The organism is Streptomyces sp. NPDC002276, assembly GCF_053891435.1.
In genome coordinates this window covers 89,325-112,182 of sequence record NZ_JBSFCQ010000012.1, presented here as the reverse complement: position 1 = coordinate 112,182, position 22,858 = coordinate 89,325, and the positions used below count along the sequence as shown (strand labels likewise).

At 71.3% G+C, this 22,858-nt stretch carries 23 protein-coding genes; 12 read left to right on the top strand and 11 right to left on the bottom strand.

Annotation, left to right across the window (positions count from 1 at the left end; genetic code table 11):
- Positions 1–2: 2 nt before the first annotated feature.
- Positions 3–1,388: a glycoside hydrolase family 43 protein gene (locus ACWIHT_RS28465; RefSeq protein ID WP_456171137.1), complete on the bottom strand. Its 1,386-nt coding sequence runs from the start codon at positions 1,386–1,388 to the stop codon at positions 3–5.
- A gap of 261 nt (positions 1,389–1,649) precedes the next feature.
- Here ACWIHT_RS28465 and ACWIHT_RS28460 point away from each other — a divergent pair, with 261 nt between their 5' ends.
- The 4 genes from ACWIHT_RS28460 to ACWIHT_RS28445 all read left to right on the top strand — a co-directional run bounded on the left by ACWIHT_RS28460 (position 1,650) and on the right by ACWIHT_RS28445 (position 5,450).
- On the top strand, positions 1,650–3,095 hold the full coding sequence (locus ACWIHT_RS28460) for an amidase (RefSeq protein WP_456171136.1): 1,446 nt from the start codon (positions 1,650–1,652) through the stop codon (positions 3,093–3,095).
- A 2-nt stretch (positions 3,096–3,097) separates the two neighbouring features.
- Complete coding sequence (locus ACWIHT_RS28455; RefSeq protein ID WP_234467570.1) at positions 3,098–3,316, top strand: hypothetical protein; 219 nt, start codon at positions 3,098–3,100, stop codon at positions 3,314–3,316.
- A 144-nt stretch (positions 3,317–3,460) separates the two neighbouring features.
- Entirely contained in the window at positions 3,461–4,948 is a 1,488-nt protein-coding gene (locus ACWIHT_RS28450; protein WP_456171135.1) for a flotillin family protein, read from the top strand.
- A gap of 55 nt (positions 4,949–5,003) precedes the next feature.
- Positions 5,004–5,450: a type II toxin-antitoxin system PemK/MazF family toxin gene (locus ACWIHT_RS28445; RefSeq protein ID WP_200709130.1), complete on the top strand. Its 447-nt coding sequence runs from the start codon at positions 5,004–5,006 to the stop codon at positions 5,448–5,450.
- A gap of 4 nt (positions 5,451–5,454) precedes the next feature.
- Here ACWIHT_RS28445 and ACWIHT_RS28440 read toward each other — a convergent pair whose 3' ends face one another.
- Entirely contained in the window at positions 5,455–6,279 is an 825-nt protein-coding gene (locus tag ACWIHT_RS28440) for a TIGR02452 family protein (protein WP_456171134.1), read from the bottom strand.
- A gap of 280 nt (positions 6,280–6,559) precedes the next feature.
- Between ACWIHT_RS28440 and egtA the strand changes: the two genes are divergently transcribed.
- The 5 genes from egtA to ACWIHT_RS28415 all read left to right on the top strand — a co-directional run bounded on the left by egtA (position 6,560) and on the right by ACWIHT_RS28415 (position 11,245).
- Positions 6,560–7,864 (top strand): ergothioneine biosynthesis glutamate--cysteine ligase EgtA, encoded by a 1,305-nt coding sequence (egtA, locus tag ACWIHT_RS28435; RefSeq protein WP_456171133.1) that lies wholly within the window; start codon positions 6,560–6,562, stop codon positions 7,862–7,864.
- The gene (gene egtB / locus ACWIHT_RS28430; protein ID WP_456171132.1) at positions 7,861–9,192 is read left to right on the top strand and encodes an ergothioneine biosynthesis protein EgtB; all 1,332 of its coding nucleotides are present in this window, start codon (positions 7,861–7,863) and stop codon (positions 9,190–9,192) included. Before egtA ends, egtB begins: the two co-directional genes overlap by 4 nt.
- Complete coding sequence (gene egtC, locus ACWIHT_RS28425; RefSeq protein WP_456171131.1) at positions 9,192–9,965, top strand: ergothioneine biosynthesis protein EgtC; 774 nt, start codon at positions 9,192–9,194, stop codon at positions 9,963–9,965. Before egtB ends, egtC begins: the two co-directional genes overlap by 1 nt.
- Positions 9,962–10,924 carry an L-histidine N(alpha)-methyltransferase gene (gene egtD / locus ACWIHT_RS28420; protein ID WP_456171130.1) on the top strand — a complete coding sequence of 321 codons (963 nt, stop codon included), beginning with the start codon at positions 9,962–9,964 and terminating at the stop codon, positions 10,922–10,924. The genes egtC and egtD overlap by 4 nt, the downstream gene beginning before the upstream one ends.
- A gap of 105 nt (positions 10,925–11,029) precedes the next feature.
- Positions 11,030–11,245 carry a dodecin gene (locus tag ACWIHT_RS28415; protein ID WP_329262863.1) on the top strand — a complete coding sequence of 72 codons (216 nt, stop codon included), beginning with the start codon at positions 11,030–11,032 and terminating at the stop codon, positions 11,243–11,245.
- Between the two features lie 7 nt (positions 11,246–11,252).
- Here the strand turns inward: ACWIHT_RS28415 and ACWIHT_RS28410 are convergent, their stop codons facing one another.
- The 4 genes from ACWIHT_RS28410 to ACWIHT_RS28395 form a co-directional block, all read right to left on the bottom strand.
- A complete protein-coding gene (locus tag ACWIHT_RS28410; RefSeq protein WP_456171129.1) occupies positions 11,253–11,921 on the bottom strand; it encodes a dihydrofolate reductase family protein in 669 nt (222 codons plus the stop codon).
- A complete protein-coding gene (locus ACWIHT_RS28405; protein WP_456171128.1) occupies positions 11,921–12,433 on the bottom strand; it encodes an SRPBCC family protein in 513 nt (170 codons plus the stop codon). The genes ACWIHT_RS28410 and ACWIHT_RS28405 overlap by 1 nt, the downstream gene beginning before the upstream one ends.
- A gap of 3 nt (positions 12,434–12,436) precedes the next feature.
- Complete coding sequence (locus tag ACWIHT_RS28400; RefSeq protein WP_456171127.1) at positions 12,437–12,778, bottom strand: ArsR/SmtB family transcription factor; 342 nt, start codon at positions 12,776–12,778, stop codon at positions 12,437–12,439.
- Positions 12,779–12,847: 69 nt separating this feature from the next.
- Positions 12,848–13,339 carry a phosphatase domain-containing protein gene (locus ACWIHT_RS28395; RefSeq protein WP_456171126.1) on the bottom strand — a complete coding sequence of 164 codons (492 nt, stop codon included), beginning with the start codon at positions 13,337–13,339 and terminating at the stop codon, positions 12,848–12,850.
- Between the two features lie 68 nt (positions 13,340–13,407).
- Between ACWIHT_RS28395 and ACWIHT_RS28390 the strand changes: the two genes are divergently transcribed.
- A complete protein-coding gene (locus ACWIHT_RS28390) occupies positions 13,408–13,830 on the top strand; it encodes a (2Fe-2S) ferredoxin domain-containing protein (protein ID WP_456171125.1) in 423 nt (140 codons plus the stop codon).
- A gap of 52 nt (positions 13,831–13,882) precedes the next feature.
- Entirely contained in the window at positions 13,883–14,878 is a 996-nt protein-coding gene (locus ACWIHT_RS28385) for an LLM class flavin-dependent oxidoreductase (protein ID WP_456171124.1), read from the top strand.
- On the opposite strand, the gene ACWIHT_RS28380 is transcribed toward ACWIHT_RS28385, so the two are convergent.
- Positions 14,868–15,890, bottom strand: coding sequence for an alcohol dehydrogenase (locus ACWIHT_RS28380; RefSeq protein WP_456171123.1), 1,023 nt, complete (start codon positions 15,888–15,890; stop codon positions 14,868–14,870). The two genes, ACWIHT_RS28385 and ACWIHT_RS28380, sit on opposite strands and share 11 nt — an antisense overlap.
- A gap of 172 nt (positions 15,891–16,062) precedes the next feature.
- On the opposite strand from ACWIHT_RS28380, the gene ACWIHT_RS28375 reads away from it, so the two are divergent.
- Positions 16,063–18,387, top strand: a complete 2,325-nt coding sequence (locus tag ACWIHT_RS28375) for an ATP-binding cassette domain-containing protein (RefSeq protein ID WP_456171122.1) — start codon at positions 16,063–16,065, stop codon at positions 18,385–18,387.
- 251 nt (positions 18,388–18,638) lie between these two features.
- On the opposite strand, the gene ACWIHT_RS28370 is transcribed toward ACWIHT_RS28375, so the two are convergent.
- The 4 genes from ACWIHT_RS28370 to ACWIHT_RS28355 form a co-directional block, all read right to left on the bottom strand.
- Entirely contained in the window at positions 18,639–19,814 is a 1,176-nt protein-coding gene (locus ACWIHT_RS28370) for an alanine--tRNA ligase-related protein (protein ID WP_456171121.1), read from the bottom strand.
- Between the two features lie 120 nt (positions 19,815–19,934).
- Positions 19,935–20,870 (bottom strand): lysophospholipid acyltransferase family protein, encoded by a 936-nt coding sequence (locus ACWIHT_RS28365; protein ID WP_456171120.1) that lies wholly within the window; start codon positions 20,868–20,870, stop codon positions 19,935–19,937.
- Positions 20,870–21,643, bottom strand: a complete 774-nt coding sequence (locus ACWIHT_RS28360; RefSeq protein WP_456171119.1) for a GNAT family N-acetyltransferase — start codon at positions 21,641–21,643, stop codon at positions 20,870–20,872. Before ACWIHT_RS28360 ends, ACWIHT_RS28365 begins: the two co-directional genes overlap by 1 nt.
- Positions 21,644–21,815: 172 nt before the next feature.
- Positions 21,816–22,841, bottom strand: coding sequence for a hypothetical protein (locus tag ACWIHT_RS28355; protein WP_456171118.1), 1,026 nt, complete (start codon positions 22,839–22,841; stop codon positions 21,816–21,818).
- Positions 22,842–22,858 lie beyond the last annotated feature (17 nt).

Here is a 22,858-nt window from a genome sequence, read left to right as displayed (position 1 = left end):
GCTCAGGCCCAGGCCGTCACCGGCACGAACGAGCTGTCCGTACGGAACAGGTCCGTGCCGTCCGTCGGGTCCACCCGCAGTTGGTAGTTGTAGTGGCGCAGGTAGTAGCCGGGGTAGTTGTACGACTCGAAGCGGAGCGACCCGGTGGTGGCGCCGGTCCGGGCGTAGAACGTGGCGTCCTGCGCGAACGTCGTCGTGCCGTCGTTGGCGTCGAAGCGGCCCCGGAAGTCGTAGTGGCGAAGGTAGTTGCCCGCGCTGTCCCGGAAGGAGAAGCCGGTCGCGTCGGCGAGCCCTGCGACGACGGTGAACGTGGACGCCTGCTTCAGCGCGCTGGTGCTGGCGCTGGTCACCACCGGCAGGTTGAGGAGAGAGGAGACCTCCTGCCAGTAGCGGGTCGTGTAGTTGGCGGACTGGAAGGAGCGGGTGACACCGGTCGCGAGGCTCGGGCCGCCGGACACCGTCTCCTTGATGACCGTGAAGTGGCGTGCCGTACCGGAGAGGGTGGTGAGCGCGGTCGGCGCGGACCAGGTGGCGAAGGTGTCGTAGCTGTCGCTGTAGTAGTAGTTGCCGTCGCCGTAGCCGTCGAAGAAGATCCGCCAGCCGCCGTTGTCGAGCTGGACCACCGAGGGGCCCTCGCGGTAGCTGCCCCAGCCGGCCCAGTCGCCGGTCTTCGAGATCGTGTAGGGGCCGGTGAGGCTGGTGGCGGTGCCGTACTCGATGTACTTGGCCGTCTCGTTCTTGGTGAAGGCGTGGTAAGTCGAGCCGATGCGCACGATGTAGGTGTCGATGTGGTTGGAGCCGATGCCGGACAGGGCGACCGGTGAACTCCAGGCCGTGAGCGCGGAGTTGGTGGCCTTCAGCCGGTACGGCGTGAAGATCCACTCGTCGTCGGTGGTGGAGCAGGACACGATGACGTTGACACTGCCGTCGGCGTCGACGAACCACTCGGGGGCCCAGGCGCGGGACAGGTCGGTGATCGGGACCGTGTAGTCGTACAGGAACGTCCAGTTGACCCGGTCGGAGCTGCGGGCGAAACCGATGGTGGTGCTGACGTCCTCCCAGGTGTGGGTGGTGTACGTCAGGTAGTAGGAGCCGTCGGTGTGCTTGAACACGCTGGCGTCGCGGATGCGGTTGCTGGGCGGGGTGTAGGCGGAGGACTGGACGAGGCGGAAGTCGGTGGCGTCGTCGGACTGGTAGACGTTGACGGTGCCGTCGTCGCTGTTGAGGAACGGGACGATCGTGTAGCGGGTCGCGTAGCCGGCGGCGGGGGCGGCCAGGGCAGTGCCGAGCAGGCCCGGGGCCTCGCCCAGGACGAGTGCGGAGGCGGGCAGGGCGGCCAGCGCGCGCAGCAGGGCGCGGCGGGACGGTGTGGGGGGACGTGTGGTCACGGGCGGCTCTCCCGGAGACTCGGACGTTCGCCATGTCGAACGCGGTTCGTGAATTCGGTCAGAAGGTAGGGGTGGGTCAGGAACACGTCAATGGTTTGCGCAGTGCTGGAAGATCTCTGTGGGAAGCCTGTGGCAGACCTGGTAACGGACCTGGTGGCGGAGCGTCAACCACCCACGCCACGCGGGAAGTTGCCGCATCCGCACCGCACCGGGCGCCCGGCCGTTACCGTTCGGTGGACCACCCGCTCCGGAGGTGCCGCCATGACGCCCGACCGTTCCCCCGGCCTCGCCGAGTCCGCCCGCGCGCTGGCCGCCGGCGAGGTGACCTCCCGCGCCCTCACCGAGCGGGCACTGGCCCGGATCGAGGCAACTCAGGCCTCCCTGAACGCCTTTCGAGTCGTACGGCGGGAGGCCGCGCTCGCCGAGGCCGACGCGGCGGACCGCGAACTGGCCGCCGGGACGCGCAAGTCACTGCTCGGGGTGCCGATCGCCGTCAAGGACGACACGGACGTGGCGGGCGAGCCGACCGCGTTCGGCTGCGAGGGTGAGTTCCCACCGGCGGCGGAGGACGGGGAGGCGGTACGACGGCTGCGGGCGGCCGGTGCCGTGATCGTCGGGAAGACCAACACCTGCGAGCTCGGGCAGTGGCCGTTCACCGAGGGGCCCGCGTTCGGCTCGACCCGCAATCCGTGGAACTCCCTTCATACGCCCGGGGGTTCGTCCGGCGGCTCGGCGGCGGCCGTCGCGGCGGGACTGGTCCCGGCCGCGCTCGGCTCGGACGGCGCCGGGTCGGTCCGCATCCCCGCCGCCTGGACCCACCTCGTCGGCGTCAAACCGCAGCGCGGCCGTATCTCGACCTGGCCGCGCGGCGAGTCCTTCCAGGGCATCACGGTCAACGGCACCCTCGCCCGTACGGTCGCGGACGCGGCCCTGCTCCTGGACGCGGCCAGCGGCAACCACACCCAGGACCCACACCGGCCGCCCGCGCTGCGGATGTCCGAGGCTGTGGGGCGCGATCCCGGCCGACTACGCATCGCGCTCTCCCTCAAGCCGCCGTTCACCGCGCTCCCGGCCCGACTGCTCCCGGACGTACGGGCCCGGGTCCTCGAACTCGCCGAGAAACTGGCCCAGTTGGGTCACACGGTCGTGGAGGACGATCCGCCCTACGGACAGATCGGGCTGACCTTCCTCCCCCGCGCCACCGTCGGTCTCGCCGAGCGGGTCCGCGAGGCACCGCACCCGGAGCTCCTCGACCGCCGCACCCTGGAGGCCGCCCGTCTCGGTCGGCTGCTCGGCGGGGCACCGCTGCGGGCGGCCCGGCGCGCGGAGGCGACCCTGCACGACCGGTTCGGCGCGTTCTTCGGCAGATACGACCTGGTCCTCGCGCCGACAACTGCCGCTCCCCCGCCCCTCATCGGCGCGATGCTCGACCTGGACGGACTGGCCACCGACCGCGCGATGATCGCCGCCTGCCCCTACGCCTGGCCGTGGAACATCCTCGGCTGGCCCGGCGTCAACGTCCCCGCCGGGTTCGTCGCGGGCGGACTCCCGGTCGGCGCCCAGCTGTTGGGCCCGGCGAACAGCGAGCCGCTGCTGCTGTCGCTGGCCGCCCAGCTGGAGGCGGAGCTGCGCTGGCACGAGCGGTGGCCGGAGCCGATCGACGCGGATTCCCCGGCGGCACAGGAGCGTTCGGCCCGTACCCTGTGACCATGGAAGACGCTTCGATGGTCGGGCTGATGGGGCGGGTCACGGGGGCGGTCGGACCGGGGCTCGTCGGTGAGGTGATCGTCCGGGTGCGCGGCGGCGCCGAGCACTTCCTCGCGTACGCCGCCACGGGCACCGACCGGATCGAGCGGGGCACCGTCGTGATGGTCGTGGAATATCTCCCGCCGCGTACCGTCTACGTAACAGCGGCATACGACAGTTGAGCGTGCTCCCCCGCAGGTGAGAGCCGTTTCAAGGGTGTTCGCGTCAAGATTGCAACAAGGATCCGTCAACGCCTGTACCCCGGTGTCGCACAGGCGCACACTCCCTTCGTTCGGTGCCGAAAGGGCACCATCACTAGGGGGCGTATGCCGATGGTCATCGGCGTCGTAGCGGGGGTGGCGCTTGTCGCCGTCCTCGTACTGATCGGTCTGTTCAAGTCGATGTGGCGGGTCGCCGAGCCCAACGAGGCACTCATCATCTCGGGCTCGAAACACCGTACCGAAGGCCTCGAAGAGGGCATGGGGTTCCGCATCGTCACGGGGCGCGGCACGCTGGTGCTGCCGGGTGTGCAGGCGGTGCGGAAGATCTCGCTGGACCTCAACGAGACCGAACTGCACGTGGATTGCGTGACCACCCAGGGCATTCCGCTCAAGGTGCGGGGCGTGGTCATCTTCAAGGTGGGCGACGACTTCGTGTCGATCGCCAACGCGGGCCGTCGTTTCCTCGACCAGCAGAAGATGATGTCGGAGCGGGTGCACAACGTGTTCGCCGGTCATCTCCGGTCCATCGTGGGCGGGTTGACGGTCGAGGACATGATCCGCGACCGGGAGAAGCTGACGGGCCAGACCCGTGCCGCGTGCGGTACGGAGATGGAGAAGCTGGGTCTGATCGTGGACTCGCTCCAGATCCACGAGATCGAGGACCCGACCGGGTACATCAAGAACCTCGCGATGCCGCACGCCGCCGCCGTGCAGCGGGACGCGCGTATCGCGCAGGCCGAGGCGAACCGGCTGGCCACCGAGGCCGAGCAGCGGGCCGCGGCACACATGTCGGAGGCCACCCGGGACAGCGAGATCCTCCAGGCCGGCTACCAGGCCGAGCGCGACAAGGCGGCGGCCAAGGCCCGGCAGGCCGGACCGCTCGCGGACGCCGCCGCCCGGCAGGACGTCGTCGTACAGGAGACGCGGATCGCCGAACTCGACGCGCTGCGCCGGGAACAGCAGCTCCAGGCGGACGTCCGCAAGCCCGCGGACGCCCAGGCGTACGAGACCCGGGCCCGTGCCGAGGCCGAGCGTGACGCGCGGATCTCCGCGGCTCAAGCCAAGGCGAAGGAGACCGAGTTGGCGGCCCTGGCCGAGGCGAGCCGGATCAAGACGGCCGCGAACGCCGAGGCCGAGGCGACCCAGGCACGAGGTGCCGCCGCCGCGACGGCCACCCGGGCCACCGGTGAGGCCGAGGCGGCAGCCGCGCAGGCGAAGGGTCTGGCCGCCGCCGAGGCGACCCGGGCCCAGGGTCTCGCCGAGGCGGAGGCCATCAAGGCGCGGGCCGCGGCCCTCGCCGAGAACCAGGAAGCGGTGGTCGCGCAGCAACTCGCCGAGAACTGGCCGGAGATCGTGAAGGCCGGCGCGTCCGCGTTCGGCAGCGTCGACAACATGGTGGTCCTCAACGGGGCCGACGGCATGGCGGAGATGCTCGCCAAGGCGCTCACCATGGGCGGCACGGGCCTCGGTCTGGCCCGTCAGCTGCTCTCCTCGATGAACCAGAACGGCCAGACCCCGAACGGGACTTCGGCCCTGAACGGGAGCACACCGCCGCCGTCGCAGAAGGTGCCGGTGGAGAAGGACGAGAAGTGACGTCAACGGGAGGCTGACGCACCGGTCGCGGGGGACACCCTCTAAGGTGCCCCCCGTGACCGCGTTTACCGATGAGAACGTCCCGGGCCGCTACGGCCCCTCCGCCACCACCGAGGCCGACCCGCGCGAGGTCGGCAAGGTGCGTACCGAGTACTCCCCCGCGCACGACGGGGATCCCGACCCCGGTGAGATCGTCTGGACCTGGGTGCCGTTCGAGGAGAACGACGGCCGGGGCAAGGACCGCCCGGTGCTCGTCGTGGCCCGTGAGCCCGGCGGGACGCTGCTCGCCGTCCAGCTCTCCAGCAAGCGGCACGACGCCGACCGCGAGTGGGTGGCGATCGGCAACGGCCCGTGGGACAAGTCCGGCCGCGACTCCTGGGTCGACGTGGACCGCATCCTGCGCCTGCACGAGGACGGCATGCGCCGCGAGGCATGCGCGATCGACCAGATGCGCTTCAACCTCGTCCGCCACCGGCTGCACGAGCGCTACGGCTGGACCTGAGCGGCTAGCTCTGGAGCTGCGGCTCCGGAAACGCTCGTACGAAGGCGTCCCGGACCGTGGCACCCGGTGTGCGGTCCAGGACGCCGAACACCACGTGCTCGAAGGCCCCGGCGAACCGTCCGCCCGGCCCGAGCAGCGCGCGGAAGGCACCCGCGACCCGCACCGGGTCGTTCTGGAACACCCCGCAGCCCCAGGCCCCCAGGACCAGCCGCCGGTAACCGTGCGCGAGCGCCGTCTCCAGCACCCGCTCCGCCCGTACGGCGATGGCGCCCGGCAGTTCGGCCGCGCGCTCGGGTACCGTGCGCAGCACGACCCCCGCGTTCGGCGCTGCGGCCGTCAGGAATCCGGCGGTGTACGGCTCGTCGAGGAGGCGGCCCTTGTCGTCGCGGAAGACGGGGACGGCCGGTGAGTGGATGACCCGGTCCGTGTAGAACGGGTCGCGGTGGGCGCGGTGGTGGTCGTAGAAACCGCGGGCCTCAAGCAGGCAGGTGTACAGCGCGGAGGCGCGGCACAGGGCCTCTTCCTGGGCCTGGGCTCCGTTGAGGAAACCGCCGCCGGGATTGCGGGCCGAGGCGAAGTTCAGTACGGCGACCGGGCCGGTGACCCGGCTGGCGGCCTCCAGGCTGCTCTCGCCCGTGACCTCGATGAACGTGTCCGCAGGTGAGAACGCCGGTATGCGCACCGGCTCAGGTCCGTGGAGGCTCGTGCCGGTCCGGGCCGCCTCGGTCCCGTCCGCGATGGACACCTCGCGCCCGTCCGCCGTGCGGTAGCCCCCGGCCGCGACGATCTCCTCGGTCTGCCGCGCGATACCGCGCAGGCGCGCGCTCATGGCATAACCCCCGTGTACGCCATGAGAGCGCGCCCCGCGATCTCCCTCGTGTTCTCCCCCGTCGTGCTCATACATGCATCGTGAGCGATGCTGGTCGTGCGGTGCAACGGAGTTTCCGGGCCCCGCGAACGGCCGGCGAACCGGAGATTACCGATCCCGAACGTGGCAATACGCACCCTTGTGCGACCAGCCGCGAGGGTCTTGGGTGGTACGAGTGTGCCGACCCGGGCCCAACCGAAACCGGGCCGGTGGCATGGTGGAATCTCAGGAGGATCCCGACATGTCCGATACGGCAAGTGACTGTAGCGACTGTACGGAGCCCCGTACCGCGGTCACCGAACCCGAGGTGGAGGCCCTGGTCAGGGGCATCTGCTTCAAGACCGGTCCGCCCCGAACCCTCGGGGTCGAAGTGGAATGGCTCGTCCACGAGCTGCGGCTGCCGCAGCTCCCCGTGACACCCGAACGACTCGAAGCGGCCTACGCCGCGTTGAAGACCGTGCACCTGAGGTCGGCGCTCACCGTCGAGCCCGGCGGCCAGCTGGAACTCAGCTCGTCGCCCGCCACCTCCCTGATGGAGTGCATCGGTTCCGTCTCCGAAGACCTCGACACCGTCCGCGCGGTGCTGGCCCGCGAAAACCTGGGGCTGGTCGGCGTCGGCCACGACCCCTGGCACCCGCCGCGCCGGTTCCTGCACGAGCCGCGCTACGACGCGATGGAGCGTTGTCTCGACCGCACCGGCCCCGCGGGCCGCCGCATGATGTGCACCACGGCATCCGTGCAGGTGTGTCTGGACGCCGGATACGAGGAGCCGGGGCCGCTCGGCCACGGGCGGCGCTGGTGGCTGGCGCACCAGCTGGGCGCGGTGCTGGTGGCCGCGTTCGCCAACTCCCCGTTGATCGGCCGCAGCCCCACGGGCTGGCGTTCCTCCCGGCAGCTGATCTGGATGGAGATCGGCCCCGGCCGGGCGGGCGCGCCCGCGCTGGACGCGGAACCGCGCGGCGCCTGGGCGGAGCACGTCCTCGACTCGCCGGTGATGTGCGTCCGGCGCGAGGAGGGCCCGTGGGACGTGCCCGAGGGGCTGACCTTCCGGGAGTGGACCCGTTCGTCCACGCCCCCGACCCGTGACGACCTCGACTACCACCTCACCACCCTGTTCCCGCCGGTCAGACCGCGCGGCCATCTCGAACTGCGCATGATCGACGCGCAGCCCGGGGACGACGGCTGGATCGTGCCGCTCGCGGTGACGACGGCGCTGTTCGACGACCCGGAGGCCGCCGAGACGGCGTACCGGGCCGTGAAGCCGCTGGCCGAACGGTCCCTGGGGCTGCCCGCGCCGCACAATCCGCTGTGGATCGACGCGGCCCGCTACGGCCTGTCCGACCCGGAACTGCACGAGGTGGCGCTCGTGTGCTTCGCGACGGCGCTGGAGGCGCTGCCCCGGCTGGGCGCGAGCCCCGGGGTCGTGGACGCCGTCCGCGCGTACTTCGACCGCTATGTCATCCGGGGCCGCTGCCCCGCCGACGATCTGCTCGACCGCGTGCGCGGCACGGACAGCCGCCCGCACGGGAAGGACATCCGCACATGACCGACGCCGACACCACCGTTGATGACATCGATATCGAGGCGCTCCGGGAACGGGCGTTGACCACCCTCACCACGGCCCGGGACCGCACCACGCTCCTGACGAGCTGTGTGGACGAGCCCGAACTCACCGCGCAGGTCTCGCCGTTGATGTCCCCGCTGGTCTGGGACCTCGCGCACATCGGCAACCAGGAGGAGCTGTGGCTGCTGCGGGCCGTCGGCGGCCGGGACGCGATGCGCCCCGAGATCGACGGCCTCTACGACGCGTTCGAGCACCCGCGCTCCGAACGCCCCTCGCTGCCCCTGCTGCCGCCCGCGGAGGCCCGCCGGTACGCGGCCGAGGTACGCGGCCGGGTGACGGACGTACTGGCCGACTCGACGTTCCGCGGGACGCGGCTGACCGAGGCGGGCTTCGCCTTCGGGATGGTCGCCCAGCACGAACAGCAGCACGACGAAACGATGTTGATCACCCATCAACTCAGCACCGGACCACAGGCGTTGACGGCCCCGGACCCGGAGCCGGTCCCGCTGTTCACCGGCCCGTCCGAAGTCCTCGTCCCCGGCGGCCCGTTCACGATGGGCACCTCCACCGAGCCGTGGGCGCTGGACAACGAGAAGCCCGCGCACCGACGCGAGGTGGCCCCCTTCTTCATCGACACGACGCCGGTGACCAACGGCGCGTATCTGGCGTTCATCGAGGACGGCGGCTACGACGACCCGCGCTGGTGGACCAAGGAGGGCTGGGCGCACATCCGCCGCAACTCCGTTGTCGCGCCGCTGTTCTGGCGCAAGGACGGCAAGCAGTGGCTGCGGCGCCACTTCGGCGCGACGGAGGCCGTGCCGTCCGACGAGCCCGTCCTGCACGTGTGCTGGTACGAGGCCGACGCCTACGCCCGCTGGGCCGGACGCAGGCTGCCCACCGAGGCGGAGTGGGAGAAGGCGGCCCGCCACGACCCGACGTCCGACCGCTCGACGCGCTACCCGTGGGGCGACGCCGACCCGGCCCCGGAGCACGCCAATCTCGGTCAGCGCCACCTCCGCCCGGCCCCCGCGGGCAGCTATCCGGCGGGCGAATCACCGCTGGGCGTACGGCAGTTGATCGGTGACGTGTGGGAGTGGACGTCGAGCGACTTCCTGCCCTACCCGGGGTTCCGGGCGTTCCCGTACAAGGAGTACTCGGAGGTGTTCTTCGGTCCCGAGTACAAGGTGCTGCGGGGCGGTTCGTTCGCGGTGGACGAGGTCGCCTGCCGGGGCACGTTCCGCAACTGGGACTATCCGATCCGGCGGCAGATCTTCTCCGGGTTCCGTACGGCCCGCTCGGGGGCCGTCTGATGTGCCGTCACCTGGCGTACCTGGGACCCGAGGAGCCGCTCGGCCGACTCCTCGTGGACCCGGAGCACAGCCTGTACCGCCAGTCCTGGGAACCGCGTCGGCAGCAGCACGGCACGGTCAACGCCGATGGTTTCGGGGTGGGTTGGTACGTCGAGGGCGACCCGGTGCCGGGCCGCTACCGGCGGGCCGTGCCCATCTGGGGCGACCAGTCCTTCGCCGACCTGGCACGGGTGGTCCGCTCCGGCGCGCTGCTGGCCGCCGTACGGGACGCGACGTTCGCGGGCGCGGACGGGGAGGCCGCGGCGGCACCGTTCGCCGCGGGCCCCTGGCTGTTCAGCCACAACGGCGCCGTCACCGGCTGGCCCCAGACGCTCGCCGCGCTCGCCCAACGCCTGCCCCCGGTCGACCTGTTGTCGCTGGAGGCCCGCTGCGACTCGGCACTCGTCTGGGCGCTGGTCCTCGCCCGGCTGCGGGTGGGCGACGAGGAGAGCCAGGCACTGGCCGACACGGTGCTGGAGGTCGCCCACGCGGCCCCCGGTTCCCGCCTCAACCTCCTCCTCACCAATGGTGAGTTGATCGCCGCGACGGCCTGGGGCGACTCCCTCTGGTACCTCTCGGACCCCGGCCGCCGCACGGTCGTGGCCTCCGAGCCCTACGACGACGACCCGCACTGGCAGGAGGTCCCCGACCGCACTCTGCTCACCGCGACCCGCGCCGAGGTCCTCCTCACCCCCCTGAAAGACCTCGCACCACCGAAGGAGCCCCGCACGTGAGTCCGTTCCTTCTCACCCGCACCCTGCCCGAGGACGCCACCGACGCGGCCTTGCGCGCCGACGTCCTGGAAGGCCTCACCCGCACCCCGAAGACCCTCCCGCCGAAGTGGTTCTACGACGCCCACGGCAGCGAACTCTTCGAGCGGATCACCGAGTTGCCCGAGTACTACCCGACCCGCGCGGAACGGGAGATCCTCATCGACCGGGCCGGAGAGATCGCCGCCGCGACCGGCATACGGACGCTCGTCGAGCTGGGCTCCGGCTCCTCGGACAAGACGCGCCACCTCCTCGACGCGTTCACCGACCTGGCCCTGTACGTCCCGGTCGACGTCAGCGAGAGCGCGCTCACCCAGGCCGGGCACGCCCTCATCGAGGAGCGGCCGGGGCTCGACGTACACGCCCTGATCGCCGACTTCACCGGGCCCCTGGCCCTCCCGGAGACACCCGGTCCCCGGCTGCTGGCATTCCTCGGCGGCACGATCGGCAATCTGCTCCCGGCCGAACGTGCCACGTTCTTCGCCGGGCTCCGCGCGCTGCTCTCACCCGGCGACGCGCTGCTGCTGGGCACCGACCTGGTCAAGGACGAGCAGGTCCTGGTCAGGGCGTACGACGACGCGGCCGGGGTGACGGCCGCGTTCAACAAGAACGTCCTGACCGTGGTCGACCGCGAACTGGGCGCCGACTTCGACGCCTCCGCCTTCGACCACGTGGCCCTCTGGGACGCCGGCAACGAGTGGATCGAGATGCGGCTGCGGTCCCGTACGGACCAGACCGTGAAGATCCCGGCGCTCGATCTCGCCGTCGACTTCGCGGCCGGTGAGGAACTGCGCACCGAGATCTCGGCGAAGTTCCGCAAGGAGGGTGTGCGGACCGAACTGGCTGCGGCCGGGCTGGAGTTGGCCCACTGGTGGACCGACCGGGAGGGCCGCTTCGCGCTGTCACTGAGCGTGGTGCGCTGACGGTGGGATGACAGCGGGGTGACGGGCCGTCTCGCGTACCGCCGCACCTTGGGGCACGGTGGAGTGACGCGTGACGCGCCCGTCACGGCCGAGAGGAGTACCCGCATGTCCGAGCACACGTACCGGGTCACCGAGATCGTCGGCACCTCTCACGAGGGCATCGACCAGGCCATCCGCAACGGCGTCGCCCGCGCCGCGCAGACCCTGCGCAGCCTCGACTGGTTCGAGGTGACGCAGGTCAGGGGCCAGATCGAGAACGGGAGGATCGAGCACTACCAGGTCGGTCTGAAGGTCGGCTTCCGCATCGAGGACGAGGACTGACGGGGAGCTACCGGGAGCGCACCGTGTAGGTCAGGTGCGTCACCCGTGACGAAGCCTGCGAACGGACCGGTTCCAGCGCGACCCTGGACGCGTCCACACCGTCGAACAGGCGGGTGCCGGTGCCGAAGAGCACCGGTGACAGCGTGATCGAGAACTCGTCGACCAGTCCCGCGTTCAGGTACTCCAGGATCGTCGTGCCGCCGCCCGCGATGCGAACGTCTCGGTCCCCGGCGGCGGCGCGGGCCTGGTCGAGGGCGTGCTCGATGCCGTCGTCGACGAAGTGGAACGTGGTGCCGCCGGGCCGCTCCCACGGGTCGCGTTTCTTGTGCGTCACCACGAAGACCGGGGTGTGGAAGGGCGCCTCCTCCGGCCAGGACTGCTCGCCGAGGTCGAACATGCGCCTTCCCATGACGCTGGCGCCGGTCCGCTCGAACGTCTCCCGTGCCATGTCGTTGTCGAGGCCCTCCTCGCCGCCCTCGCCGAGCTTCAGGTTCTCCCGGAAGAACCGCAGCGGGAACACCCACTGCTGCAACTCCGTCCACTGCGCCAGCCAGCGCCGTACGTCCGGGTCGTCCCGTCTCTCGGGCGCGAAGAGCGTGTCCTGGTCGGGCACGGGCTCGGGTGCGACGAAGCCGTCCAGCGACATCGACACGCTGAAGAACACCTTGCCGGCCATCAGCCCTCCGCCCCCTTCCGCGCGAGGTCGGTGACGTAGGCCGCGAGGCTGCTCAGGGTCTGCTCGCCGCCCTCGATCGCGTGGTACTTCTCGGCCGCCTCGTCGCGCAGTTCCTTGGTGGGGAACAGCGTGCGCATGACGAGCCGGGTCGCCGCGCCGTCCGCCGTGAAGGCGAGGACCGACTCGAAGGCGTTCGGGTCGTCGCGGGTCTCGCCGTGCAGCAGCTCGATCCGCTCCGGCGGGACGATCCGCGTCCAGCGGATCCACTCGGAGTAGTCGGTCCCGTCCGGGCCGTGCAGCACGAAGACCCACTCACCGCCCTCGCGGAACTCGAAGGACCGCGTGGTGGTGGTGAACCCGTCCGGACCCCACCACCGCGAGAGATGCCGGACCTCGGTGAAGGCCTCGAACACCAGCTCCCGGGGCGCGTCGACGACCCGGGAGACGACGATCTCCCGTTCGGCCGTCGCCGACTCCGCTCCCGCCCCCGTTTCCTGCCTTGTCCCTGCCATCGGTCAGTCCTCCTGCCGTGCCTGTTTGAGGTCCTGCACATAGGTGTCGAGCCGGTCGAAGCTCTCGTTCCAGAACCGCTCGAATCCGCCGGTCCACTCGTGGATCGGCCGCAGCCCGCGGGCGTCCAGGCCGTAGAGGCGCTGCTTGCCCGCCTCGCGGACCCGCACCAGGCCTACCTCCCGGAGCACCCGCAGATGCTTGGACGCCCCCGGCTGGCTCATCCCCAGCTCGTGCGCCAGCTCGGTCACCGGTCGCTCACCGGCCCGCAGCAGGGCCAGGATCTCCCGGCGCTGCGGTTCGGCGATCGCGTTGAAGACGTCCGACGTCGTCGCTGCTCGTGCCATGCGGCCATCGTATGCCCATATGGGAATGCGTCAAGGCGAGTGGAGGGCGGAGCGGGTACCACCGTCCTCTCAGGTCCGGCCCTCGCCCTCCTGCGCCGCCTCCAGCGCGGCGGATGGAACGGTCCAACGGGCTCGTACGACCCTGAACCCGGCCCGCTCGGCGTCGTCGCACACCAGCTCGTCGTCGTCCACGAGAACCCGGATGTCCCGGTCCCGGGCGAGCCGCTTGAGAACCTCCAGCTTGGTGCGGCGGGCGGGTCTGCGGTCGTCGTTGCGCCGCATGAAGACCCGCCCCTCGGGCAGCCCCTGAGCGTCGAGCCAGTCGAGCGTGTCGCGTCGGCAGCGCTCGGGCCGCCCGGTCAGATAGACGACCTCGCACTCCTCCGCACACTCCAGCGCGAGTGCGACGCCTTCCGCCAACGGCGGGTCCTGTGCCGCGGCACCGAAGAAACCGTCCCAGTCACGCGGCCTGATCTCCAGGAACCACTGCCGGTGCGTCGTGTCGGCGAGGGTGTTGTCGAGGTCGAACACGGCGAGGGGCCGCCTGCTGTCAGCTGTCACCGGGCCACCTTAGGCAGCCCCCGCACCCCGGCGGCGGCCGCCCGAGGCCGTGGCCTCATGCTTCTCGTATGTCTGCCGCGACTCCCGCTCCCCGTACGTTCCTCATAGGCGCCGCCCGTGAACGGCCCTGCACCCTGGTCGTCTGCCGGGGCTGCTGCTGCGGCGACCCGCGCAAGCACCCGGGCACGGACCACGCCTGGCAGTTGGAACGGCTGCGGTCCGGTGGCGACGAGCACGGATTCGCGGTGCGTACGACGGACTGCCTCGGCCCGTGCGACCAGGCCAACGTGATCGTGGTGCAGCCGTCGGCCGCGGGGCGGCGGGCCGGCGGGCGCCCCACCTGGGTCGGGTTCGCGATGGACGACGACTGCACGGAGGAAGTCCTGGAGTGGGCGGCGGCGGGCGGGCCGGGGCTCGCGGAGCCGCCCGTGACGCTGGAGTTGCAGTTCATCGACCCGCCACGGGACGCACGCGTCCGGTCCCGGCGGTGAGCGCTCCGGCCGGCTCGGGGAATGCCGAGGGCTCGCGGGCGTTGAACCTGATGTGAGTTCCTTGATCGCCTCGACCCCGTTCTCCGTGTTGGACCGTTCCCGGACCCGTGAGGGGCACCCGCCCGCGGAGGCGCTGCGTGACACCGTGCGGCTGGCGATGGAGATCGAGGAGCTGGGCTATCACCGGTTCTGGGTGTCGGAGCACCACGGTGTGCCCGGGGTCGCGGGTTCCGCGCCGACCGTGCTGGCCGCCGCCGTCGCCTCGGCCACCCGGAGCATCCGGGTCGGGACCGGCGGGGTGATGCTGCCCAATCACCAACCCCTGGTCGTGGCCGAGCAGTTCGGGGTGCTGGAGTCGTTGTTCCCGGGCCGGATCGACATGGGCCTCGGCCGCTCGGTCGGCTTCACCGACGGCGTGCGCAAGGCTTTGGACCGTGACAAGGACGACGCCGACGACTTCGCCGGACAACTCGACGAACTCCTCGGCTGGTTCCGGGGCACCTCGCCGACCGGCGCGCACGCGCGGCCCTCCGAGGGCCTGAGCGTCCCGCCGTTCGTGCTCGCCATGGGCGAGGGCGCCGACATCGCGGCCAGGGCCGGTCTTCCGATGGTGATCGGCGACCTGCGCAATTGGGAGAAGATGCGGCGCGGCATCGACCACTACCGCGCCCGCTTCCGCCCCTCGCCCTGGGCGCCGCAGCCGTACGTCGTCGTCTCGGGCACGATCGCCGTGGCCGCCACCCCCGAGGCGGCCCGACGGCTCCTCGTCCCGGAGGCCTGGTCGATGGCGTACTCGCGCACCCACGGCACCTTCCCGCCGCTGCCGCCCGCCGAGCGGGTGGAGCAACTGGCCATGTCCGGCAAGGAGTTCGGCTTCTACGAGGCCGGGCTCACCGGACAGCTCGCGGGCACCGAGGAGCAGGTGGCCCACGAGCTGGAGACGGTGCTGAAGGAGACGGGCGCGGACGAGGTCCTCGTCACCACCAGCACCTACGACCGTGAGGCCCTGGTGGACTCCTACCGGCGGCTCGCCTCGCTCAGGGGGTGAGCACCATCCGGAAACGGGCCGCGCCGGACAGCATCCGCTGATAGGCCTCGCCCGCATGGTCCAGCGGTACGGTCTCCACCATCGGGCGGATGCCGTGCAGGGTGCTGAAGGCCAGGGTGTCCTGCACGTCCTGCGCGGTGCCGGAGGGATGACCCCGAACCACCTTGCCGGGCATGATCAGTTGGAACGGGCTGATCCCCAGCGGCGCAGTGTCCGCCCCGATGACGACGAGTTCACCCCGGTGCCTCAGTCCCTCCACGGTCGCCGACGCGGCGTCGGCGTTGCCCGCCGTGGCCAGCACCACCTTCGCGCCGCCCAACGCCCGCAGCGCCTCGGCGACTTCGGTGTCCGCCGTGCTGTCGATGTAGTGGTGCGCGCCCAACTGCTTGGCGAAGTCGGCCTTTTCGGCGCCGCGCGCGATCGCCACGGTCTCGAATCCCATCGCGACCGCGTACTGCACACCCAGGTGACCGAGACCTCCGAGTCCGAGTACGGCCACCAGGTCGCCCGGCCCCGCCGGGCTGCGCCGCAGCCCGTTGAAGGTGGTCACGCCCGCGCAGCCCATGGGCGCCGCGGCACTGGCCGACAGTCCCTCGGGGATGCGGGCGAGCGCGTCGACGGGCGCGATCGTCATCTCGGCGAAGCCGCCGTCGTAGGCCCAGCCGGGCACCTTCAGGTTCTCGCAGACGATGAAGTCGCCCTGCCGGCACGGGGTGCAGTGGCCGCAACTGCCGCCGAACCAGCCGACCGCCACCCGGTCGCCGACCCGCCAGCCCCGGTCCGAGGTGCCCTCGCCGAGCGCGTCGATCCGCCCGGCGATCTCGTGCCCGGTGACGAGCGGGAACCGCACGCCCGGCACTCCGGCATCGACGAAGAAGGTGTCGCTGTGGCAGATCCCGCAGGCCTCCACGGCGATCCGCACATGTCCGGGGCCCGGCTGCCGCACCTCACGCTCGACGACCTCGAACTCGCCGCCGGCGGCACCGACTTGCGCGACTCGATAGCTGCTCATGCCTGTCTCCCGGAGGGATGCGAATACGGCCTGGTCGGACGCGGGACGGTGGGCACACGCGACTCCGCGGCGACCGCTTTCCGTGTCTTCCAACGTGGCACAGCACGGACACCACCGCACCCCCGCAGGTCAGCGGGCGTCACCGGGCGGGGTCGCATAGACTCGCCGCGTCATGCACAGCCCCCACGATCCCTACGTCCGCGTCCGTGGCGCCCGCGAGCACAACCTCCAGGGCGTCGACGTCGACATCCCGCGGGACGTGCTGGCCGTGTTCACGGGCGTCTCGGGCTCCGGGAAGTCGTCCCTCGCCTTCGGCACGATCTACGCCGAGGCCCAGCGCCGCTACTTCGAGTCGGTCGCGCCGTACGCCCGCAGGCTGATCCACCAGGTCGGCGCCCCGAAGGTCGGCGAGATCACCGGCCTCCCGCCCGCCGTCTCACTCCAGCAGCGCCGCTCGACCCCCACCTCCCGCTCCTCGGTGGGCACGGTCACCAACCTCTCCAATTCCCTCCGCATGCTGTTCTCCCGCGCGGGCGACTACCCGCCCGGCGCCGAACGCCTCGACTCGGACGCCTTCTCCCCCAATACGGCGGCGGGCGCGTGCCCGGAGTGCCACGGCCTCGGCCGGGTGCACCGCACGAGCGAGGAGTCCCTGGTCCCCGACCCCTCCCTGTCGATCCGCGAGGGCGCGATCGCCGCGTGGCCGGGCGCCTGGCAGGGCAAGAACCTGCGCGACATCCTCGACACACTCGGTCACGACGTGGACGTGCCGTGGCGTGAACTCCCCGCCGAAGAGCGGAAGTGGATCCTGTTCACGGACGAGCAGCCGGTGGTCACGGTCCATCCGGTCCGGGACGCCGACCGCATCCAACGCCCGTACCAGGGCACGTACATGAGCGCCCACCGCTACGTCATGAAGACCTTCGCGGACACGAAGAGCCCGACCCTACGGGCCAAGGCGGAACGCTTCCTGACCAGCGCCCCCTGCCCGCTCTGCGGAGGCAGCAGACTGCGCGCCGAGTCCCTCGCGGTGACCGTCGCGGGCCGCACGATCGCCGACCTGGCCGCGCTGCCGCTGGCGGAGCTGGCGGGCACGCTGGGCGGCACCTCGGAGGCGGCCCGCGTCCTCACCGAGGACCTCAAGTCCCGTATCGCCCCCGTCCTCGAACTCGGCCTGGGCCATCTGAGCCTGGACCGCGCGACCCCCACCCTCTCCCCCGGCGAACTGCAACGCCTGCGCCTGGCAACGCAGTTGCGCTCGGGTCTCTTCGGAGTCGTCTACGTCCTGGACGAACCGTCCGCCGGACTGCACCCCGCCGACACCGAGGCCCTGCTCACGGTGCTGGCGCGACTGAAGTCGGCGGGCAACTCGGTGTTCGTGGTGGAGCACCACCTCGACGTGATGCGCGCCGCCGACTGGCTGGTGGACGTGGGCCCACTGGCCGGCGAACACGGCGGCCGGGTGCTGCACAGCGGTCCGGTGGCCGATCTGGCGAAGGTGAGGGAGTCGGTGACTGCCCGCTACCTGTTCGACCGCGCCCCCGCACCGGCTCGCGAAGTCCGTTCCCCGCAGGGCGAGTTGAAGGTCGGCCCGATCACCCGGCACAACCTGCGCGACGTGACGGCCGACTTCCCGCTGGGCGTGTTCACCGCCGTCACCGGCGTCTCGGGCTCCGGAAAGTCGACCCTCATCGGTGAGATCACCGAGGAACTGCCGGGCGTGGGGCGGCTGGTGTCGGTCGATCAGAAACCGATCGGCCGCACCCCGCGCTCCAACCTCGCCACCTACACCGGCCTCTTCGACGTCGTCCGCAAGGTGTTCGCGGCCACCGACGAGGCGCGGCAACGGGGTTACGGCGTGGGGCGGTTCTCCTTCAACGTGCCGGGCGGGCGCTGCGAGACCTGCCAGGGCGAGGGATTCATCAGCGTCGAACTCCTCTTCCTCCCGAGCACATACGCACCATGCCCCGACTGCGGCGGCGCCCGCTACAACCCCGAGACCCTCCAAGTGACGTACCGGGGACGGAACATCGCCCAGGTCCTCGACCTGACGGTGGAGGCCGCGGCGGACTTCTTCGCGGACACGGACACCCCGGCCGTGACCCGCAGCCTCACCACACTCCTGGACGTCGGCCTCGGCTACCTCCGACTGGGCCAGCCCGCCACCGAGTTGTCCGGTGGCGAGGCCCAACGCATCAAACTGGCGAGCGAGTTGCAACGCACCCGCCGCACCCACACCCTCTACCTCCTCGACGAACCGACCACCGGCCTCCACCCCGCCGACGTCGAGGTCCTGCTCCGCCAACTCCACGGACTGGTCGACGCGGGCCACACGGTCGTGGTGGTCGAACACGACATGGCGGTGGTGGCGGGCGCGGACTGGGTGATCGACCTGGACGCCGGCCGGATCATGGCAACGGGCCTACCGAGGGATGTGGCAGAGGCGTCAGGAAGCACCACGGCCCCTTATTTGAGCAGGGCGCTGGCGACGCCCTGAGTGCCTTTTTCCTGGACAAGGGTGCGTAGTTCCCATCGAATATGCGTGATCTTGGTCGTGAGCATGCCTGCGCCAGGAGTACGCCGGCGGCGGACGGTACCGCGTCTCCTACGAGTTCCGCCTGCCCGAAGGCGAACCCAGGGCCGAGTTCCACGAGGACCGACCGGGGATGGTGGACCTCGGCGTGGTGGTTCCGGTCGGGTACGGAGGAGTGGCGCTGTACGCCGTGGGGATCATTCTGCTGATCATGGTCAAAGGGTGGTGACCGAAGCCGGGGGCTCCTCGCCCGACAACCCGGCGACCAGGTCACGGGGCAACCCATGCGTGTCGTGCAGGTAGTGATAGTCCTCCTCGCTCAGCGGGCCCCTGAACTCCGGCCGTGACAACACCCGCCGCCCCCGCTCAAGAAGTCGACCGAACCGCCGCTCCTCGTCCATCAACACGTCTCGCACCGTGTCGACACCGAGCGACTGCCGGAAATGGTCGAGCGTGTGCTCGACAACCTCCCCCGCCAGATCACCGAGCGTGCGCGAAGGATCCTCGCGCCGCAGAACCGTGAGCAACCGCCGCACCAGGCGCCGTAGGACATACCCACGGCCGGTGTTGGACGGCCGCGCCCCGTCGCCGAGGACCACGATGCTCGACCGCAGGTGGTCGCAGACCACCCGCACCCCGTGCTCGTCCAGATCCCACAGCGGTGGAACCAGGCGCATCCACGGCTCGAACAGGTCCGTCTCGTAGACCGACCGGCGCCCTTGGAGGACGGAGACGAGCCGTTCCAGCCCCATGCCGGTGTCGACGTTGACCTGTCGCAGCGGCACGAGTTCGCCGTCCTCGCGACGTTCGTATCGCATGTGCACGTGGTTCCAGATCTCGACCCAGCGCGAATCGGTGGTCGGGCTGCCCTCCGGCGGGCCGTCGCCGGTCCAGAAGAAGATCTCGGAGTCGGGGCCGCAGGGGCCGGTCGGTCCGTTGGACCACCAGTTGTCGTCGTGGGTCGGCTCCACGGGGAGGCCCAACTCCCGCCAGGTGTAGAGGGATTCGCGGTCGGTGTCGAAGACGGTGACGTGCAGCTTCTCGGGCGGGATACCGAAGCCGTCCCGCAACAGCTCGTACCCCCAGCGCAGGCTCCGCGGATGGTCGTAGTCGCCCAGCGACCAGGAGCCGAGCATCTCGAACACGGTCAGGTGGGTGGGGTCGCCGACCTCGTCGAGGTCGGTGGTGCGCAGGCAGCGCTGGACGTTGACCAGGCGCCGCCCCTGTGGATGGGGGCGGCCCTGGAGGTACGGCGTGAGCGGGTGCATGCCGGAGGTGGTGAACAGGACCGGGTCGGAGGGCGGTGGCAGGAGTGTGCTGCCGGTGATCGGCTCGTGCCCGCGTTCGCGGTAGAAGTCGCGGAAGGCGCGGACGGTGTCGTCGGTGTTCATGGCGGTCGGGTCCTTCTGGTCGGGTGGGGACCGGAAAGGAACCGCGGGGAGACCTGTGAAGAGGCTGGAAACGACACGTCCCGGCGGTCCGTTTCCGGCCGCCGGGAGAGGTGGGTGAGATCAGGCGTCGGCGGCCGGCGAGCTGGTCGCTCGCGCGGTCGCGGTGTTGGTGTGCCTGATGATCCTCATGGCCGCGACGCTAGCAGGACGCCTCCGCGTCGTCCTGCGAATTTTCACCGGGGTCCGGGCCACCGAGGTGCAGTGGTCCGGGTGGTGGGCCCAGCGCGACACCCCGGTCTGTGCCGCGTGGGCGAGGGAGCGGCGGTCGAGGTGGCTGCCGGGAGCTATGGTCTCCCCCACCTCTACGTCGGCGACCAGTCCGCGTGTCGACACCACTCGCCACACCGAGGTGAGCAGGGAGTCGCTGCCGACGAAGGCGGGCGCCGTGCTGGCCGTACCGCCGTCCGTGACGTAGTGCAGGCCGACCGGCTGGACGGGTACGCCCGCGTCCAGCGCGGCCTGGAAGACGGCCCGCCGGAAGTGCCCCTGGGCCAGGCCGCACCAGGTGCTGCCCTCGGGGAACACGGCGACCGCTCCCCCGGCGCGCAGGGCGCCCGCGATGGCGGCGACCGTCTCGGGCAGGGCCCGCAGCCGGTCACGGTCGATGAAGAGGGCGCCGCTGCCCGCGGTGAGTGTCCCGGCGACGGGCCAGTGCCGGATCTCAGCCTTGGCCAGCATGCGGGCCGGGCGTACGGCGGCCATCAGCGGGATGTCCAGCCACGAGATGTGGTTGGCGACCAGCAGCAGTCCGCCGGTGGGCGTCGTGCTGCCGGTGATGCGCAGCCGGATGCCGGCGGCCCGGACGATCGTCCGGCACCACCAGCGCACGGCGCGGGCTGGGATGCGCCCGCCGATGGGTGTGAGGGCGGCCCCGGCGGCCACCACGACCAGTACGGCCACGAATCGCAGCACGGCGCGCGGTACGGCCGTGATGTCCCCCGTCTTCTCGATGCACGTCCTGGGGGTGCAGGGCGCGCTGGGCAGCCAGACGCTCATCAGGCCGGGACGAGCGAGAGGAAGTGCCGCAGATAGCGCGGGTTGACCCGGCGCATCGACAGCAGCACGTACAGGTCGGCGACCCCGAAGTCCGGGTCGTGCGCGGGCTCGCCGCAGACCCAGGCGCCGAGGCGGACGTAGCCGCGCAGCAGCGGCGGGAGTTCGACGCGGTCGGTGGGGCGGGTGACGCCGTCCGGGCTCCAGGGCAGCAGCGGGCGTACCCGGAACTCCTCGGGGGCGAGGTGCTTGGCGCTGACCCGGTCCCAGGTGCCGGCGGCGAGGGCGCCGCCGTCGGCGAGCGGGATGGAGCAGCAGCCGGCCAGCCATTCGTGGCCGCGGTCGACCATGTAGCGGGCTATACCGGCCCAGATGAGGCCGATGACCGTGCCGTCGCGGTGGTCGGGGTGGACGCAGGAGCGGCCGACCTCGACGAGTCCCGGGCGGATCGAGTCGAGGGGGGCGAGGTCGAACTCGCTCTCCGAGTAGAGCCGTCCGGCGACCGCGGCGCGCTCCGGCGGCAGCAGCCGGTAGGTGCCGACCACCTGCCCGGTCACCGTGTCGCGGACGAGGAGGTGGTCGCAGTAGGCGTCGAAGGCGTCCACGTCCAGGCCGGGCTGCGGGCTGGACAGGTGGGCGCCCATCTCACCGGCGAAGACGTCGTGCCGCAGCCGCTGCGCGGCACGTACGTCGTCCTCGTCACGGGCGAGCGTGACGGTGTAGCGGGTCGGCGCGTCGGGCTGCGAGGGACGGTCGAGGGTGGAAACGCCGGTCATGGCTCTCCCTGATCACGGGCCGGGTTCGGCGGACGAACTGGCTGGCCGGTTCCGTATGTCCGGTCGCAACAGTTCTTCCGATGCCGGGCGTCCTGCGCGTGACCTGTGCCCGGAGCAGGGATGTGGGGTTGTTGAACGGCGTCCCCACACCCGGGCCCTCAGGGTGAGCCGTTCACTTCGGCGGGGCACACCGCCCCAGCCACTCCCGGGCCTCTTCGGCGCCGAGCACCCGCTCCAGCACCAGGTCACCGGTCATTCCGGGGAAGAACCGGCCGGCGGGCCACCCTCGCTGGTACGGCGGCGGGTCGAGGACCAGCACCCGTACGCCTTCAACGACCGGGATGTCGGTGGGAGTTCCCTCGTTCCACACCCATTCGCCGCCCGGGGTCACGAGGTTGAAGGCTCCGGTGGTCGGCACCTGCCCCGGGGCGTCCCGGCACACGGCCGCTTCCTGCGCGGAGGGCGCCTCTCCGGGCACGTGTCCGCCGCCGATGAGGACGTCGGCGAGGAGGGTGTGCAGCTGGAAGGTGTCGCCGATGCCGGTCATCCGGAGCAGGTAGCCGGTGCCGGAGGGGCGGTGGAGGGCGAGGAGCGGTTCGTCGTCGAGGACGAGGAGGGCGTGGTGCAGGCACTTGAAGCTGTCGCCGGACGCCTCCTGTACGACGCGGAGGGCATCCAACAGGCCTGTGCGCGGGGCGGGTTCGAGTGACGTGCGCACGGAGGGGCGGTTCAGCATCGCCACTGCGGCCATCTCCCAGCGGGGCAGCAGCCACCAGCCCAGGGTGGCGTCCCGTCCGGCCCGTTCGAGTACGGCGGGTTCCGGGTCGCCCGAGTCCGGATCGGGCAGGTCTCCTCCTCCGGTCGCCACCCAGCGCTCGCAGAACTCCCCGGCGGAGCCGAGGGCCGCGGCGAGCCCGGCGAAGACGTGCGGACCGCACAGGGTCGCGTCGGCGCCCCGCTCGACACAGGCGCCGACCGCCACCGCCGTCAGGGCGCGCGGCCCTTCGGGCATGTCCGGCAGCAGCGCCGCGAGACGGGGCCCGGCGGCTACGAGTTCGTGCTCCGCCGCCTTGTCGAACCGGCCGTACATGTCCTGGAGCAGGCGCTGGGCCCGCTCACCGTCCCGCTCGCGCACAGCGGTCTCGAACGCCGTCACGGCGTCGAGGAACCGCTCCTTTCCCCTGCCTGTGAAGATCATGCGCGCAGCCTACCGAG

What these genes read in the sequence shown, in the direction of transcription:
- ACWIHT_RS28460 (WP_456171136.1), top strand. Translation starts at nt 1,650, where the DNA reads ATGACGCCCGACCGTTCCCCCGGCCTCGCCGAGTCCGCCCGCGCGCTG.
- ACWIHT_RS28455 (WP_234467570.1), top strand. Translation starts at nt 3,098, where the DNA reads ATGGAAGACGCTTCGATGGTCGGGCTGATGGGGCGGGTCACGGGGGCG.
- ACWIHT_RS28450 (WP_456171135.1), top strand. Translation starts at nt 3,461, where the DNA reads ATGCCGATGGTCATCGGCGTCGTAGCGGGGGTGGCGCTTGTCGCCGTC.
- ACWIHT_RS28440 (WP_456171134.1), bottom strand. Translation starts at nt 6,279, where the DNA reads ATGAGCGCGCGCCTGCGCGGTATCGCGCGGCAGACCGAGGAGATCGTC.
- egtA (WP_456171133.1), top strand. Translation starts at nt 6,560, where the DNA reads ATGTCCGATACGGCAAGTGACTGTAGCGACTGTACGGAGCCCCGTACC.
- egtB (WP_456171132.1), top strand. Translation starts at nt 7,861, where the DNA reads ATGACCGACGCCGACACCACCGTTGATGACATCGATATCGAGGCGCTC.
- egtC (WP_456171131.1), top strand. Translation starts at nt 9,192, where the DNA reads ATGTGCCGTCACCTGGCGTACCTGGGACCCGAGGAGCCGCTCGGCCGA.
- ACWIHT_RS28415 (WP_329262863.1), top strand. Translation starts at nt 11,030, where the DNA reads ATGTCCGAGCACACGTACCGGGTCACCGAGATCGTCGGCACCTCTCAC.
- ACWIHT_RS28410 (WP_456171129.1), bottom strand. Translation starts at nt 11,921, where the DNA reads ATGGCCGGCAAGGTGTTCTTCAGCGTGTCGATGTCGCTGGACGGCTTC.
- ACWIHT_RS28405 (WP_456171128.1), bottom strand. Translation starts at nt 12,433, where the DNA reads ATGGCAGGGACAAGGCAGGAAACGGGGGCGGGAGCGGAGTCGGCGACG.
- ACWIHT_RS28400 (WP_456171127.1), bottom strand. Translation starts at nt 12,778, where the DNA reads ATGGCACGAGCAGCGACGACGTCGGACGTCTTCAACGCGATCGCCGAA.
- ACWIHT_RS28390 (WP_456171125.1), top strand. Translation starts at nt 13,408, where the DNA reads ATGTCTGCCGCGACTCCCGCTCCCCGTACGTTCCTCATAGGCGCCGCC.
- ACWIHT_RS28380 (WP_456171123.1), bottom strand. Translation starts at nt 15,890, where the DNA reads ATGAGCAGCTATCGAGTCGCGCAAGTCGGTGCCGCCGGCGGCGAGTTC.
- ACWIHT_RS28375 (WP_456171122.1), top strand. Translation starts at nt 16,063, where the DNA reads ATGCACAGCCCCCACGATCCCTACGTCCGCGTCCGTGGCGCCCGCGAG.
- ACWIHT_RS28370 (WP_456171121.1), bottom strand. Translation starts at nt 19,814, where the DNA reads ATGAACACCGACGACACCGTCCGCGCCTTCCGCGACTTCTACCGCGAA.
- ACWIHT_RS28365 (WP_456171120.1), bottom strand. Translation starts at nt 20,870, where the DNA reads ATGAGCGTCTGGCTGCCCAGCGCGCCCTGCACCCCCAGGACGTGCATC.
- ACWIHT_RS28360 (WP_456171119.1), bottom strand. Translation starts at nt 21,643, where the DNA reads ATGACCGGCGTTTCCACCCTCGACCGTCCCTCGCAGCCCGACGCGCCG.
- ACWIHT_RS28355 (WP_456171118.1), bottom strand. Translation starts at nt 22,841, where the DNA reads ATGATCTTCACAGGCAGGGGAAAGGAGCGGTTCCTCGACGCCGTGACG.